Here is a 13,951-nt window from a genome sequence, read left to right on the forward strand (position 1 = left end):
CATAACAACTCGACCCTACGTTTGGAGAAGCGGATGAAAAAGTTTTTGATTGCCCCGTCCATTCTGTCGGCAGATTTTGCCCGGTTAGGTGAAGATACCGCTAACGTGCTGGCCGCTGGCGGCGACGTGGTGCACTTCGACGTGATGGACAACCACTACGTGCCCAATCTGACCATCGGTCCGATGGTGTGCGAAGCGCTGCGTAACTACGGCATTACCGCGCCGATTGACGTGCACTTGATGGTCAAGCCGGTGGATCGCATCGTGCCTGATTTCGCCAAGGCCGGCGCATCCTATATCTCTTTCCACCCCGAAGCGTCCGAACATGTCGATCGCACCATCCAGCTGATCAAAGAACACGGTTGCAAAGCCGGCCTGGTGTTCAATCCGGCCACGCCGCTGAGCTATCTCGATTACGTGATGGATAAAATCGACGTGATCCTGCTGATGTCGGTCAACCCGGGCTTCGGCGGCCAGTCGTTCATTCACGGTACCCTCGACAAGCTGCGTCAGGTGCGCAAGCTGATCGACGACAGCGGCCGCGATATCCGTCTGGAAGTCGACGGCGGGGTTAAAGTGGACAACATCGCCGAAATCGCCGCCGCGGGCGCCGATATGTTTGTCGCCGGTTCCGCCATCTTTGGCCAGCCGGACTACCGCAAGGTGATCGACGAGATGCGCAGCGAGCTGGCGAAGGTTTCCCATGGCTGATTTCGGCGCGATCCGCGCACTGGCCTTCGATCTGGACGGCACGCTGGTCGACAGCGCGCCGGGCCTGGCGGCCGCCATCGATATGGCGCTGGAAGAGATGAACCTGCCGCAAGCGGGTGAGGAGCGGGTCGGCACCTGGATCGGCAACGGCGCCGACGTGCTGGTGCAGCGCGCGCTGCGCTGGGCGGAAGCGGAAGGCACGCCGGAGCAGTGCGGCCGGCTGCGTGAACGCTTCGACCATTTCTATGCGCAGACCGTCGACAGCGGCAGCCGCCTGTTCCCGCAGGTGCAAGAGACGCTGGCCCGACTGGCGGCGCACGGTTACCCGATGGCGCTGGTGACCAATAAGCCGACGCCGTTCGTGGCGCCGCTGCTGGCGTCGTTGGGCATTGGCGACTATTTCTCGCTGGTGATCGGCGGCGACGACGTGACGGAAAAGAAACCGCATCCTGCGCCGTTGTACCTGGTGCTCGGCAAGCTTGGCCTGCGCGCGCATGAACTGCTGTTCGTCGGCGACTCACGCAACGATATTCAAGCCGCACAGGGCGCCGGTTGCCCGAGTGTCGGTTTCACCTACGGTTATAACTACGGCGAATCGATCGCCCTGAGCCACCCCGATCGGGTGTTGGAGCGCTTCGCCGATTTGTTGCCCGCTCTTGGGCTGTCATCTTTAGAGAATCAGGAAATTTAAACATGAGTAAGCCCATCGTATTTAGCGGCGCGCAGCCGTCCGGCGAACTGACCATCGGCAACTACATGGGTGCGCTGCGTCAGTGGGTTCAGATGCAGGACGACTACGACTGCATCTATTGCATCGTCGATCTGCATGCCATCACCGTGCGCCAGGACGCCGAGAAGTTGCGCAAGGCCACGCTGGATACGCTGGCACTGTACCTGGCCTGCGGCATCGATCCGGAAAAAAGCACCATCTTCGTGCAGTCGCACGTGCCTGAGCACACGCAGCTGAGCTGGGTGCTGAACTGCTACACCTATTTCGGCGAGCTGAGCCGCATGACGCAGTTCAAGGACAAATCCGCACGCTATGCGGAGAACATCAACGCCGGGTTGTTCAGCTATCCGGTGCTGATGGCGGCGGACATCCTGCTGTATCAAACCAACCAGGTGCCGGTGGGCGAAGACCAGAAACAGCACCTGGAGCTGAGCCGCGACGTGGGCCAGCGTTTCAACGCGCTGTACGGCGACGTGTTCAAAGTGCCGGAGCCGTTTATCCCTAAATCCGGCGCGCGCGTAATGTCGCTGCAGGAACCGACCAAGAAGATGTCCAAGTCGGACGACAACCGCAACAACGTGATCGGTCTGCTGGAAGATCCGAAAGCGGTGAGCAAGAAGATCAAACGCGCAATGACCGACTCGGAAGAGCCGCCTGTCGTGCGTTACGACGTGGCCAACAAGGCGGGTGTCTCCAACCTGCTGGATATCCTCGCCGGCGTGAGCGGCAAGAGCATCGCACAGCTGGAAGCCGAGTTCGAGGGCCAAATGTACGGCCATCTGAAAGGCGCGGTGGCGGACGCCGTCTCCGGCATGTTGGGCGAGCTGCAGGAGCGTTACTATCGCTTCCGCAACGATGAAGCCTACCTGCAGCAGGTGATGCGCGATGGCGCGGCCAAAGCGCGTGCGCGGGCGCAGGAAACCCTGGCGAAGGTCTATCAGGCCGTCGGTTTCGTACCGCCGCAGGCGTAACGCCGGCACAAATAGAAAAAGCGGCCTAGGCCGCTTTTTTTACGTCGCTATCACGCCATTTGCGCCAGACTGGCGGGCGCTGCCTCGCTGGCGAACCAATTGAGCTTGCCGCGCAGGCTGACCACGCTGCCGACGATGATCAGGCTGGGGCTGGCGGCCTGCAGGGCCAAGGCGCCCAGTTGGCCGAGCTCGCCTTCGATCACTCGCTGACGGCAGGAGGTGCCGTTTTCCACCAGCGCCACCGGCGTGGCGGCCGGCAGGCCGTTAGCGATCAGCTGGCGTTGGATCTCCGCCGCTTGCGACAGCCCCATATAAAACACCAGCGTCTGTTGCCCGGCAGCCAGCGTCGCCCAGTCCAATCCACCGTCGGCTTTGGCGTGGCCGGTCACAAGGCGCACGCTCTGCGCGTGGTCGCGGTGGGTGAGCGGGATGCCGCTGTAGGCGGAACAGCCAGAGGCGGCGGTAATGCCTGGCACCACCGAGAATGGCACGTTAGCGTCCGCCAGCGTCTCCAGCTCTTCGCCGCCGCGGCCGAAGATAAAGGGATCGCCCCCTTTCAGGCGCACCACGCGTTTGCCTTGCAACGCCTGCTGCAGCAGGATTTGGTTGATCTGCTCCTGCGGCACGCAGTGGTGGCCGGCGCGTTTGCCGACGAAGATGCGCTCGGCGTCGCGGCGCACCAGCGTCATGATATCTTCAGAGACCAGCCGGTCATAAACCACCACGTCGGCCTGCTGGATCTGCTGCAGCCCTTTCAGCGTCAGCAAGCCGGCATCGCCTGGCCCGGCGCCCACCAGTACCACTTCACCGCGATCTTCCGGCTGTTCGCTGAACAGCTGCTCGAGCTGGCGTTCAGCCAGTGCGGCGTCGTCGTTGGCCAGCGACTGCGCTAGCCGATCGTGGGCGAACAACCGTTCCCAAAAGCGACGACGCGCGCCGAGGCTGCTGAAGCGTCGTTTTACCCGCTGCCGCAGCGAACCGCCTAACTGGGCCAGTTTTCCGAGGTGCTGCGGCAACATCGCCTCCAGCTTCTCGCGCAGCAGCCGTGCTAATACCGGCGCTTTGCCACCGGAGGATACCGCCACCATGATCGGCGAACGATCGATGATCGACGGCATGATAAAGCTGGCGCGTTTCGGGTCATCGACCACGTTGCAGAATACCCGCTGCTGGTTGGCGCATTGGTACACCAGCGCGTTGACTTCCAGCCGATCGGTGGCGGCGATCACCAGCCATTTTTCCGCCAACAGGCTTGGGTTGAATTCGCCTTCGGTCAGCGTCACCAGGCCTTCTTCCGCCCATTGGCGGAACTGCGGGGTGAACTCCAGGGCGTTGACGGTCAGCGCCGCGCCGGCGTCCAGCAGCAGGCGCGCTTTGCGTTCGGCTATCTCGCCGCCGCCGACCAGCAGGCAGGCTTTATGTTGCAGTTGGCAGAAAATCGGCAGGTAGTCCATCGGCACTCCTCGGGATAATCAGTGCGGGGGCGAAAGGCGCCCCCGAAAACTCAGGCGGTCTGACGTGCGGCGGCTTTCGCCGCATGCGGGCGTTCGGCGCGCGGTGTGGCGTACCAATAACCCAGGCCCATCAGCACCGAGCCGGACAGGATATTGCCCAGCGTCACCCACAGCAGGTTGTGGCCGATGCCGGCGAGGGTATAGGCTTCGCTGTGGTTGCCGAACCAGGAGAGGGCGAACAGCGTCATATTGGCGACGGAGTGCTCATAACCCGAGGCGATGAAGGCCAGCAGGCACCACCAGATGGCGATGAACCTGGCGGCGCCTTCAACGCGGATCGCCATCCAAATCGCCAGGCAAACCAGCCAGTTGCACAGTACGCCCTTGAAGAACAGCACTTCGGCTGGCGCGGTGGTTTTCGCCAGCGCGGCGCTGTGCACCAGGCTGGTATCCACCGGCAGCAGGCTGCCGCCGCCGTAGTAATACATCAGCGCCACCAGCACCGAGCCGAGCAGGTTGCCGAGCCAGGTTTGCGGCAGCACCGCCCACATCTGGCTCTGGCGGATGGTGCCGGCCTTGACGCCGAGCGTCAGGAACATCGTATGGCCGGTGAACAGCTCGGAACCGGCGATGATCACCAGCGTCAGCGCGATGCCGAAAGTGGCACCCATCACCAGCGGCCGCACGCCTGGATCGACCAGATTGCCGAGGGTGAAGATCAGGATGATGCCGAGGCCGACGTAGGCGCCGGCCATCGCTGAGCTGATCCAGAAACCGAGCGGGCTCTCCTTCGCCAGGCGGACGATGCGCGCCGCGTTGACGGCGCATTTGTTGAGGGTGTCGGTAAACATGTGGCCTCCCGAAAGGTTATGCCGCGACTTGCACGATGCCGTCGACCACCCGGCTGGCGAAGCTGGCGACGGAACGGCTGTCATCTTCCAGGCAGTGGCCGTCGTACAGGCGGAAATGCTGCTTCTTCAGCGGGCTGGCGACCCACAACTCGCCCTGATGTTCGGCGATCAGCCCGCGCGACAGCACGCTGGCCTGGGCGAAGGGGTCGATATTGCTGATGGCGAACACCTGTTCGTCGGCATAGGGGCGGAACACCGCCACCTGCCGATCGCCGATCAGGGCGCACACGCCGGTGCCTGGCAGGATGTCGGCGACGGGACAAACGGTAATCCACTGGCTCATGCGTGGCTCTCCTCGGTATCGATCAGGGTGACGGGAATACGCTCGTCCGGGCGCGCCGGGCGGTGCTGGTCGCGTTCGGCCACCACCTGCACGTTCGGATCGCGCAGCGGGCTGTTGATGAAGTGGGCGAAGCGCAGCTGCGTTTCCGGATGCTCGACGGTCTCTTTCCACTCGCAGATCACTGCGTCGCGCAGGCGGGCGATCTCCGCTTCCAATTGATCGTTGATGCCGAGCTTGTCGTCGACGATCACCTTGCGCAGGTAATCGATGCCGCCTTCCAGGCTTTCCAGCCACACCGAGGTGCGCTGCAGCTTATCGGCGGTGCGGATATAGAACATCATGAAGCGGTCGAGGTAACGCACCAGGGTCTCGCGATCGAGGTCGGCAGCCAGCAGGTCGGCGTGGCGCGGTTTCATGCCGCCGTTGCCGCAGACATACAGGTTCCAGCCGTTCTCGGTGGCGATGATGCCGACGTCCTTGCCCTGCGCTTCGGCGCATTCACGGGTGCAGCCCGAGACGCCGAACTTCATTTTGTGCGGGGTGCGGATGCCTTTGTAACGGTGCTCCAGCGTGACGCCGAAGCCGACGCTGTCGCCGACGCCGTAGCGGCACCAGGTGCTGCCGACGCAGGTTTTCGCCATGCGCAGCGCCTTGGCGTATGCGTGGCCGGTTTCAAAGCCGGCGGCGAGCAGCTTGCTCCAGATGGCAGGCAGGTCGTCTTTCTGCGCGCCGAACATGCCGATGCGCTGCGAGCCGGTCATTTTGGTGTAGAGGTTGTACTCCTTGGCGATTTGGCCGATGGCCAGCAGGCCGTCCGGGGTGATTTCGCCGCCGGCGGAGCGCGGGATCACCGAATAGGTGCCGTCTTTCTGGATATTGCCGAGGAAGTTGTCGTTGGTATCCTGCAGCGGCGTATGCTGCGGCTTGAGAACGTATTCGTTCCAGCACGAGGCCAACAGCGAGCCGACGGTCGGCTTACAGACTTCGCAGCCGTAGCCTTTGCCGTATTTGGCCAGCAACGCCTCGAACGATTTGATGCCTTCGACGCGGATCAGGTGGAACAGCTCCTGGCGTGAATAGGCGAAGTGTTCGCACAGGTGGTGGTTGACCTCGATGCCTTGCTTGCTCAGCTCGGCGTTCAGCACCTGGGTGAGCAGCGGGATGCAGCCGCCGCAGCCGGTGCCGGCCTTGGTTTCGGCTTTCAGCGCCGCCACGGTGTGGCAACCTTTGTTGACCGCCTGAATGATGTCGCCTTTGCTGACGTCGAAGCAGGAGCAGATCTGCGCGCTTTCCGGCAGCGAATCCACGCCGATGGCCGGTTTGCTGCCCGCATGGGCCGGCAGGATCAGGCCGTCCGGGTTCTCCGGCAGTTCGATGCTGTTCAGCGCCAGCTGCAGCAGGTTGCCGTAGTCGCTGGTGTCGCCCACCAGCACCGCGCCGAGCAGGGTTTTGCTGTCGGCGCTGACGATGAGGCGTTTGTAGACTTCTTTGTTTTCATCCAGATAAACGTAGCTGCGGGCGCCTTCGGTGCGGCCATGGGCATCGCCGATGCCGCCGACGTCCACGCCCAGCAGCTTCAGCTTGGCGCTCATGTCGGCGCCCTGGAAGCCATTTTCGCGGCCCAGCAGGTGATCGGCGGCCACTTGCGCCATTTTGTAACCCGGCGCTACCAGGCCGAAGGTGCGATCGCGCCAGGCGGCGCACTCACCGATGGCGTAGACGTTCGGATCCGACGTCTGGCAGCTGTCGTTGATGGCGATGCCGCCGCGGCGGCCGATCTCCAGCCCGCACTGGCGCGCCAGCTTGTCCTGGGCGCGGATGCCGGTGGAGAACACGATGAAATCCACTTCCAGCAGGCTGCCGTCGGCGAAATGCAGGGTTTTACGCGCCGTGCCGCCGCCGTTGACGATCTCCTGGGTATTCTTGCCGGTGTGCACCTTGACGCCCATGCGTTCGATCTTGCGGCGCAGCTGGTCGCCGCCCATCGGGTCGAGCTGTTCGGCCATCAGCACCGAAGCGAACTCGATCACGTGCGTTTCCACCCCCAGGCTTTTCAGCGCGCCGGCGGCCTCCAGCCCCAGCAGCCCGCCGCCGACCACCGCGCCGCGTTTGCTGCGGCGCGCGCAGGCTTCGATGGCATTCAGGTCTTCGATGGTGCGGTAAACGAAGCAGTCCTGGCTATCCGAGCCTTTAATCGGCGGGATCCACGGGTAAGAGCCGGTGGCCATGATCAGCTTGTCGTAATAGACGGTGCGGCCGGTGTTGGAGTGGATGACCTTCTCGTCGCGATTGATGGTGATGGCGCGCTCGCCGATCAGCACCTTCACGCCGTGTTTTTCGTAAAAGCCTTCGCGCACCAGCGACAGCTCTTCGGCGGTGTGGTGCGAGAAGTAGGAAGAGAGATGCACGCGATCGTAAGCGATGCGCGGCTCTTCGCAAAATACGGTGATTTCGAACTGGTCTTTGTCTGCTTTATCCAACAGATCTTCGATGAACCGGTGGCCGACCATGCCATTGCCGACGACGGCAAGTTTGACTCTGCTCATTATTGCCTCAAAATTCTGGTTTCCTAGGCTTACCTTATCTCTCCCGATGGGCAATTTATTGATGCAAATCAATCACACTCTTATATACCTCTAACGTGGTATATAGATGATTTTTCACGATTTTTGATAAGTTGCGGATTTTATTCACCTTTAGCTGAAGCGAGTCAGTTTGCATGCCAATTACCCCGCAGGGGGTAGCCGCAGGAGGTAGGAGCGAAACGGCGACTTTGTCAGCGCGATCCGCTGCCAGTATGATGAAGAAAACCAGCGCAACGGCAGAGGTGAAGGGTGGCGAAACGTCCATTGAAGTTTATCGACAACCTGCGTTTAAGCGGGCATGAAGGATTGTGGCAACTGGCGATTGAGCAGGGGCGCATTGCGCATCTGGTGCCGCAGCCGGAAGGGCAGGAGTGGCGCAGCGACGTGCTGGATGCGCAGGGCGGGCTGGCGCTGCCGGCGTTCGTCGAACCGCATATTCACCTGGATACCACGCAAACCGCCGGCCAGCCGGCCTGGAACCAGTCCGGCACGCTGTTCGAAGGCATCGAGCGCTGGGCCGAACGCAAAGCGCTGTTGACCCATGAAGACGTCAAGCAGCGCGCCTGGCAAACCCTCAAGTGGCAGATTGCCAACGGCGTGCAGTATGTGCGCACCCACGTCGACGTCTCCGATCCCACGCTGACTGCGCTGCGCGCCATGCTGGAGGTGAAACGGGAGGTGGCGCCCTGGGTGACGCTGCAGATCGTCGCCTTCCCGCAGGAGGGGATCCTCTCTTATCCCAACGGCGAAGCGCTGCTGGAAGAAGCGCTGCGGTTGGGGGCCGACGTGGTGGGCGCCATTCCGCATTTCGAATTCACCCGCGAGTACGGCGTGGAGTCGCTGCACAAGGCGTTCGCGCTGGCGCAAAAATACGATCGGCTGGTGGACGTGCACTGCGATGAGATCGACGACGAGCAATCGCGCTTCGTCGAGACCGTGGCGGCGCTGGCACTGAAGCTGGAGATGGGGGCGAAAGTCACCGCCAGCCACACCACGGCGATGCACTCTTACAACGGCGCTTACGCCTCGCGACTATTCCGTCTGCTGAAAATGTCCGGCATCAACTTCGTCGCCAACCCGCTGGTGAATATTCACCTGCAGGGGCGTTTCGACAGCTACCCGAAACGGCGCGGCGTAACGCGGGTGAAGGAGATGCTGGAGGCGGAGATCAACGTCTGCTTTGGCCACGACGACGTGTTCGATCCCTGGTACCCGCTCGGCACTGCCAACATGCTGCAGGTGCTGCATATGGGGCTGCACGTGTGTCAGCTGATGGGTTATGGCCAGATCGACGACGGGTTGAAGCTGATCACCAGCCACAGCGCGCGCACCCTTAACCTGAGCGACTACGGTCTGGCGGCCGGCAACAGCGCCAACCTGGTGATCCTGCCGGCGGAAAGCGGCTTCGATGCGGTGCGCCGCCAGACGCCGGTGCGTTATTCGATCCGCCAGGGGGCGGTGATCGCCGAGACGCGGCCGGCGGAAACTACGCTGCATCTGCAGCAGGATGAGACGGTGGATTTTCGGCGTTAGTCGATGATCGCCTGAAGCCGCGCCAGTGCATCGGCGATGACTTCGCCGGGGGCATGCTCGACGAATTGCGCGCTGCGCCCGGCCAGATCCATCATGCGAACCTGATTGATCAAGATGACGCCCTGCGTTGCGGTGCCACTGCCGCTCAGGCTGACGGTGAAACCCGCTGTACGGGCAAAATTCGCCCCTTGGGAAATGGGGGCGACCAATACCATGCCCAGCGCATTGAACTCGCGGGGAGACAGCACCAGTGCCGGACGAAAGTCGCCTTGTTGCTCACGGCCAACCACGGGATTCAGGCTGACCCGGATAAGATCTCCGCGCTGAAAAACGGGGCGCTTCACCATACTTCTTTCCCCGCCGGCGGCATGTGTTCCCAGCTGTCATCTGCGGCGGCCGGCGCTTCACCGTCGCAGCCATCGAGCAATTGCTGCAGTGAATAGCGTTTCTTAACCGGCTTAATGACCAAGGCTCCATCGATAACCTGCATGTCCATTTCCTGACCTACCTGTAGTTCCAGCTCGTTCATTAGCGCTGAGGGCACCAGCATTCCCGCGCTGTTGCCCCATTTTTTGATAGAGACTTTCATGAGCAATCCCTCTCCATTGTTCATGTATAAACAATGTATAATCAAGTGTGAAAAATGTACATAAAAAAGGGCGCCTTGCGGGCGCCCTGGGTGCATCTGATGCGAAGACGTTAGTGCGTCACATGACCGTGGCTGCGGTGCTTGGTCACGAAGCCCAGCAGCAGACACATCACGAACACCGCCAGGTACAGGCCGTTGGCGGTGGTCAGCGCCGCGTGCGCGCCACCTTTCGCGACGATCGGGCCGGTGACCACGAAGGTCAGCATGGTACCGATGGTGCCGCAGGTCAGGATAAAGTTGACCAGCTTCGGTGAGGAGACCTTGGTCTGCAGCGAGCCGAGGGTGATCAGCGTGGTGTAGATGGCGCTGGAAACGAAGCCCAGAGCCATGATGTAGTAGCCCAGGTGCTCCGGATTGTCGGTGCTGACGAACAGGTACATCGCGCCGGTAGCCAGTGCGGCCAACACGGTGACGATGCGCTGCAGATCGAAGAAGCGCAGGATGAAGCTGAACACCCACATGCCGACCATGTAAGAGGTCCAGAAGTCGCTCACCAGCTTACCGGCCTGGCCGATGTCCATGTTGAAGGACTTGGTGGCGTACTCAGGCACCCACTGAATGAAGCCCAACTGGCCGAGGATGTAGCACAGCGCGGCGATCGACAGGAACAGCACGCCGATACCCCACTTTTCTTTCTCGACCGGCTGACCGGCGTCGGCGCCTTTCTTGCCCAGCACCGGGAATTCGGAGCACAGGGTCAGCACGAAGATCGCCACGTACAGCAGGCCGATGCAGGCATAAACCCAGTACCAGCCGATATGGCGGGCCAGCAGCATCGCGGCGACGATCGGGAAGATCATACCGGCCATGCTGAAGAAGGAGTCGGTGAACAGCAGGCGCGAGCCGCGCTGGCGGCCGGCATACATGTGGGTGATCAGGAAGGTGCCGATCGACATGGTGATACCGCTAACCACGCCGAGGATAAACATGCACAGCGAGAACATGGTCAGGCTCTTGCCGAGCATCAGGCCTGCGACCGCCAGCACCATCAGGACAAAGCCGAAGATCAGCTGACGCTTCAGCGGGATGATTTCCATCAGCCAGGCATTGAGGAAGATCGAAATCAAAATGCCGGCGTTGAGGAAAGTAAAGGTGTTACTCATGCTGGAAACCGGCAGATTAAAGTACTCTGCAATGTTTCCCATCACCATCCCTGTGACGATCACTAAAGCACCGGTCAGCGCGTATGAAAAGAAGCTGATCCAGGTAAGCCGTATGCGGTTACTGTCATTCATTGTATAGGCCTGAATATGTCTGTTAGAGGTTTTAACGCTGGCATAAGGCCGCTGGCTTTTCCCGGCAAAGCAGAAAAGTCCCGATCAGGCCGCCAGGGGGCGGATCCTAGCACAGACAACGGGATTTTTTGTGATGGCTGTCGATTTTTTGATGCAATTTATGAAAGGCTGATGCCTGTTGTTGTGATCTATTTGCGCGCAGTCACAATAGAATCGCGGTTGATAATCGCCGGCTCAAAACGGCGCGCCGGAGTGGCGGGATCGATCAACAGCCGCGCAGCGTATTGCGCCATCTCGCTGATGGGAAAATGAACGCTGCTCAGCGCCGGGCGCACGAAAGGCGCGCGTTCGCCGCTGTCGTAGCAGATCAACGAGATATCCTGCGGCACCCGCAAACGGTGCTCGTTGATCGCCAGCAGGGCGCCGATCGCCATCTCTTCGTTGCAGCAGTAGATGGCGCTGGGCCGCGCGTCTTGCCGCAGCAGCCGATCGGCGCAGCGGTAACCGCTTTCCAGATCGTAGACGCCTTCCAGGCAGGCCAACGGTTCGATGTTTGCCGCCTGCATGGCTTCCTCAAACCCCTGCAGCCGCAGGCGGCTCGACGGGCGCTCGCGCGGGCCGCTGATGCAGGCGATGCGCCGGTGCCCGGCATCGAGCAGCTGTTGCGTCGCCATGCGGCTGGCGAGCGGGTGATCGAAGGTGACGCAGCGGGCCTCCAGCCCAGGCACCAGGCGATCGAGCAACACGAAATGACGTTGCTCCGCCGCCAGCTGACGCAGCCTGTCGTCGCTGAGAAAGCGCACGTGCAGGATCACGCCGTCGCAGCGCAGGCTAAATAACCGCTGCACCGCCTGCCATTCGTTTTCGGCGCTGTTGCGGCCCTGGGTCACCAACAGCTGCTTGCCGTGGGATTCGGCCTCGGTCTGTACGAAGTCCATCAGCGCGCCGAAGAAACCGCCGCGATACGAGGTGGTGACCAGCCCGAGGGTATTGCTGTGACTGGAGGCGAGCGCGCGGGCCGCCGGATTGGGGGTGTAACCGAGCTGGGCGACGGCGCGTTCAACCTTCTCGCGGGTCGGCGCCTTGACGTTGCTGTCGCCGTTCACCACGCGCGATACGGTGGCGCGCGATACGCCCGCCAACGCCGCGACATCTTCCAGTGTCACCATCGTCCAACTCCTGATTACGGCTAAAAAAAGGGGCTCGGCGCGCCGAACCCTTGTCTGGCTGCGCTTAAGCGCTTACCTGAACTGCGGCAAATACGGCGCGTTGATCGCCAACACTTCGTCCAGCAGCGGCTGCGCCAGATTGGCGTTGCCCACCAGCGGATTAGCGATCAGCGCCAGCAACCCGCTGCGGCGATCGCCGTGCACCGCAGCTTCGATGGTCAGGCGTTCGTAGGCTTTTACCTGCTGCGTCAGCGCCTGCATCGGTTCCGGCAGCGGGCCGAAAGTCAGCGGATGCGCGCCCTGGGCATCGACGATACAGTTGATTTCTATCACAGCATCGTCCGGCAGGCCATGGATTGCGCCGCGGTTTGCGGTGTTGACCACTAATTGCGTGCCGAGATTATTATGGATAGCACGAATCAGCTCCAGCGCAACTTCGGAATAGAAAGAACCGCCGCGGAAGCTGAGCTGCTCCGGTTTCGTGTTCAGCTGCGGATCGGCATACAGCTCGAACAGCTCTTTTTCCACCTGCATCACCTGTTCCGCGCGGGTGCCGCGCTCGCCGGCGGCGGCCATCTCTTCCGCCAGCATCTCGCGGGTCTGGTAAAAATAGCGATGATACGGGCAGGGGATGGCGCCGAGCGCGCGCAGGAAGTCCGGCTGCCAGGGCTCTTCCTTGATGTTGTTCATGGTCAGCGCCGCGCCGTCGCACAGCATGTCGATCACCTTGGCGGTGACGTCGCGTCCCTGCTGCGTGACCTGATGCACCCAGACCATGTGGTTCAGACCGGCGAATCGCAGCTGCACATCGGCGTAGGGCGCCTGCAGCATGTTGGCGATCATGTGGTGCATGCTGATCGGTACGTTGCACAGGCCGATGATCTTCGCCTTGGTGAAGCGGGATACCGCCTCGGTGACGATGCCGGCCGGGTTGGTGAAGTTGATGATCCAGGCGTCCGGCGCCAGTTTTTCCACCCGGCGGGCAATATCCAGCATCACCGGGATGGTGCGCAGCGCTTTGGCGAAGCCGCCGACGCCGGTGGTCTCCTGACCGAGCAGCTGGTATTTCAGGCCCAGCCGTTCGTCGGCGGCGCGCGCCGGTAGTTGCCCGACGCGGAACTGGGTCAGCACGAAAGCGGCGCCGCGAATCGCCTCGTCCAGCGCGAAGTGCACGCTGACCTTCACCTGCTCCAGCCCGTGGCGCGCCAGCATGCGGCGGGTCAGGGCGGCGATGATTTCCACTTTTTGCCGGCCCGGTTCGACGTCCACCAACGCCAGTTCGGTGACCGGCAGTTCCTCGATGCGTTGGATCAGCCCATCGACCAGCTCGGGGGTATAGCTGCTGCCGCCGCCGATCACGGCGATTTTGAGCGCGTTCATGGGCGGCCCTCCATCTGCGACTGGCGGCGATAGAGCTCGATCATGTCCTCGGCCAGATCCTGGATCACCATGGCGTTCATCAGATGATCCTGCGCATGCACGGTGATCAGGTTGATCGCCAACTTGCCGCAGCCTTCGTCCAGACCGATCAGCTCAGTCTGGATCAGGTGCGCCTTCTTCACCCACTCTTTGGATTCGGCCATGTGTTTGGCTGCGGCGGCGAAGTCGCCGGCGCGCGCTTGTCGCAACGCCGTCAGCGCATTGCTGCGCGCGCTGCCGGAGAACACCAGCAGTTCCATGATGGTGCTTTCAAACTCGGGGCTGATTTCAGTCATCAATT

General features: G+C 61.8%; 14 protein-coding genes. 4 read left to right on the forward strand and 10 right to left on the reverse strand.

The genetic code is table 11. The features are described from left to right. Positions 1-33: 33 nt before the first annotated feature. Genes rpe through trpS form a run of 3 tightly spaced genes read left to right on the forward strand, consistent with a single transcriptional unit; the run spans position 34 to position 2,412 of the window. Positions 34-711 (forward strand): ribulose-phosphate 3-epimerase, encoded by a 678-nt coding sequence (gene rpe / locus AC6BYQ_RS18900; RefSeq protein ID WP_019456160.1) that lies wholly within the window; start codon positions 34-36, stop codon positions 709-711. Beyond that, positions 704-1,402, forward strand: coding sequence for a phosphoglycolate phosphatase (locus AC6BYQ_RS18905; RefSeq protein ID WP_019456159.1), 699 nt, complete (start codon positions 704-706; stop codon positions 1,400-1,402). Before rpe ends, AC6BYQ_RS18905 begins: the two co-directional genes overlap by 8 nt. A gap of 2 nt (positions 1,403-1,404) precedes the next feature. Next, positions 1,405-2,412, forward strand: a complete 1,008-nt coding sequence (gene trpS / locus AC6BYQ_RS18910; RefSeq protein WP_063918397.1) for a tryptophan--tRNA ligase — start codon at positions 1,405-1,407, stop codon at positions 2,410-2,412. Between the two features lie 50 nt (positions 2,413-2,462). Here trpS and cysG read toward each other — a convergent pair whose 3' ends face one another. From cysG to nirB, 4 genes are read right to left on the reverse strand one after another with little or no spacing between them, the layout of a single operon-like run. Beyond that, on the reverse strand, positions 2,463-3,866 hold the full coding sequence (cysG, locus tag AC6BYQ_RS18915) for a siroheme synthase CysG (RefSeq protein ID WP_019456157.1): 1,404 nt from the start codon (positions 3,864-3,866) through the stop codon (positions 2,463-2,465). 50 nt (positions 3,867-3,916) lie between these two features. Beyond that, on the reverse strand, positions 3,917-4,717 hold the full coding sequence (nirC, locus tag AC6BYQ_RS18920; RefSeq protein ID WP_498057354.1) for a nitrite transporter NirC: 801 nt from the start codon (positions 4,715-4,717) through the stop codon (positions 3,917-3,919). Between the two features lie 16 nt (positions 4,718-4,733). After that, positions 4,734-5,060, reverse strand: a complete 327-nt coding sequence (nirD, locus tag AC6BYQ_RS18925) for a nitrite reductase small subunit NirD (RefSeq protein ID WP_019456155.1) — start codon at positions 5,058-5,060, stop codon at positions 4,734-4,736. After that, a complete protein-coding gene (gene nirB / locus AC6BYQ_RS18930) occupies positions 5,057-7,606 on the reverse strand; it encodes a nitrite reductase large subunit NirB (RefSeq protein ID WP_498057355.1) in 2,550 nt (849 codons plus the stop codon). The genes nirD and nirB overlap by 4 nt, the downstream gene beginning before the upstream one ends. 303 nt (positions 7,607-7,909) lie before the next feature. On the opposite strand from nirB, the gene AC6BYQ_RS18935 reads away from it, so the two are divergent. After that, the gene (locus AC6BYQ_RS18935; protein WP_275507223.1) at positions 7,910-9,178 is read left to right on the forward strand and encodes a cytosine deaminase; all 1,269 of its coding nucleotides are present in this window, start codon (positions 7,910-7,912) and stop codon (positions 9,176-9,178) included. Here the strand turns inward: AC6BYQ_RS18935 and AC6BYQ_RS18940 are convergent. The 6 genes from AC6BYQ_RS18940 to AC6BYQ_RS18965 all read right to left on the reverse strand — a co-directional run bounded on the left by AC6BYQ_RS18940 (position 9,175) and on the right by AC6BYQ_RS18965 (position 13,946). Beyond that, the gene (locus tag AC6BYQ_RS18940) at positions 9,175-9,525 is read right to left on the reverse strand and encodes a type II toxin-antitoxin system ChpB family toxin (RefSeq protein ID WP_019456151.1); all 351 of its coding nucleotides are present in this window, start codon (positions 9,523-9,525) and stop codon (positions 9,175-9,177) included. The two genes, AC6BYQ_RS18935 and AC6BYQ_RS18940, sit on opposite strands and share 4 nt — an antisense overlap. After that, positions 9,519-9,767 carry an AbrB/MazE/SpoVT family DNA-binding domain-containing protein gene (locus AC6BYQ_RS18945; protein WP_025159908.1) on the reverse strand — a complete coding sequence of 83 codons (249 nt, stop codon included), beginning with the start codon at positions 9,765-9,767 and terminating at the stop codon, positions 9,519-9,521. Before AC6BYQ_RS18945 ends, AC6BYQ_RS18940 begins: the two co-directional genes overlap by 7 nt. Before the next feature lie 110 nt (positions 9,768-9,877). Continuing rightward, positions 9,878-11,062, reverse strand: coding sequence for an MFS transporter TsgA (gene tsgA / locus AC6BYQ_RS18950; protein WP_004930336.1), 1,185 nt, complete (start codon positions 11,060-11,062; stop codon positions 9,878-9,880). Positions 11,063-11,250: 188 nt separating this feature from the next. After that, complete coding sequence (locus tag AC6BYQ_RS18955) at positions 11,251-12,231, reverse strand: LacI family DNA-binding transcriptional regulator (RefSeq protein ID WP_019456149.1); 981 nt, start codon at positions 12,229-12,231, stop codon at positions 11,251-11,253. Between the two features lie 72 nt (positions 12,232-12,303). Continuing rightward, positions 12,304-13,611: a 6-phospho-beta-glucosidase gene (locus AC6BYQ_RS18960; protein WP_019456148.1), complete on the reverse strand. Its 1,308-nt coding sequence runs from the start codon at positions 13,609-13,611 to the stop codon at positions 12,304-12,306. Next, positions 13,608-13,946, reverse strand: coding sequence for a PTS lactose/cellobiose transporter subunit IIA (locus AC6BYQ_RS18965; RefSeq protein WP_019456147.1), 339 nt, complete (start codon positions 13,944-13,946; stop codon positions 13,608-13,610). Before AC6BYQ_RS18965 ends, AC6BYQ_RS18960 begins: the two co-directional genes overlap by 4 nt. Between the last annotated feature and the right edge of the window lie 5 nt (positions 13,947-13,951).

The sequence above is a fragment of the Serratia sp. LTN-2 genome (assembly GCF_059740205.1).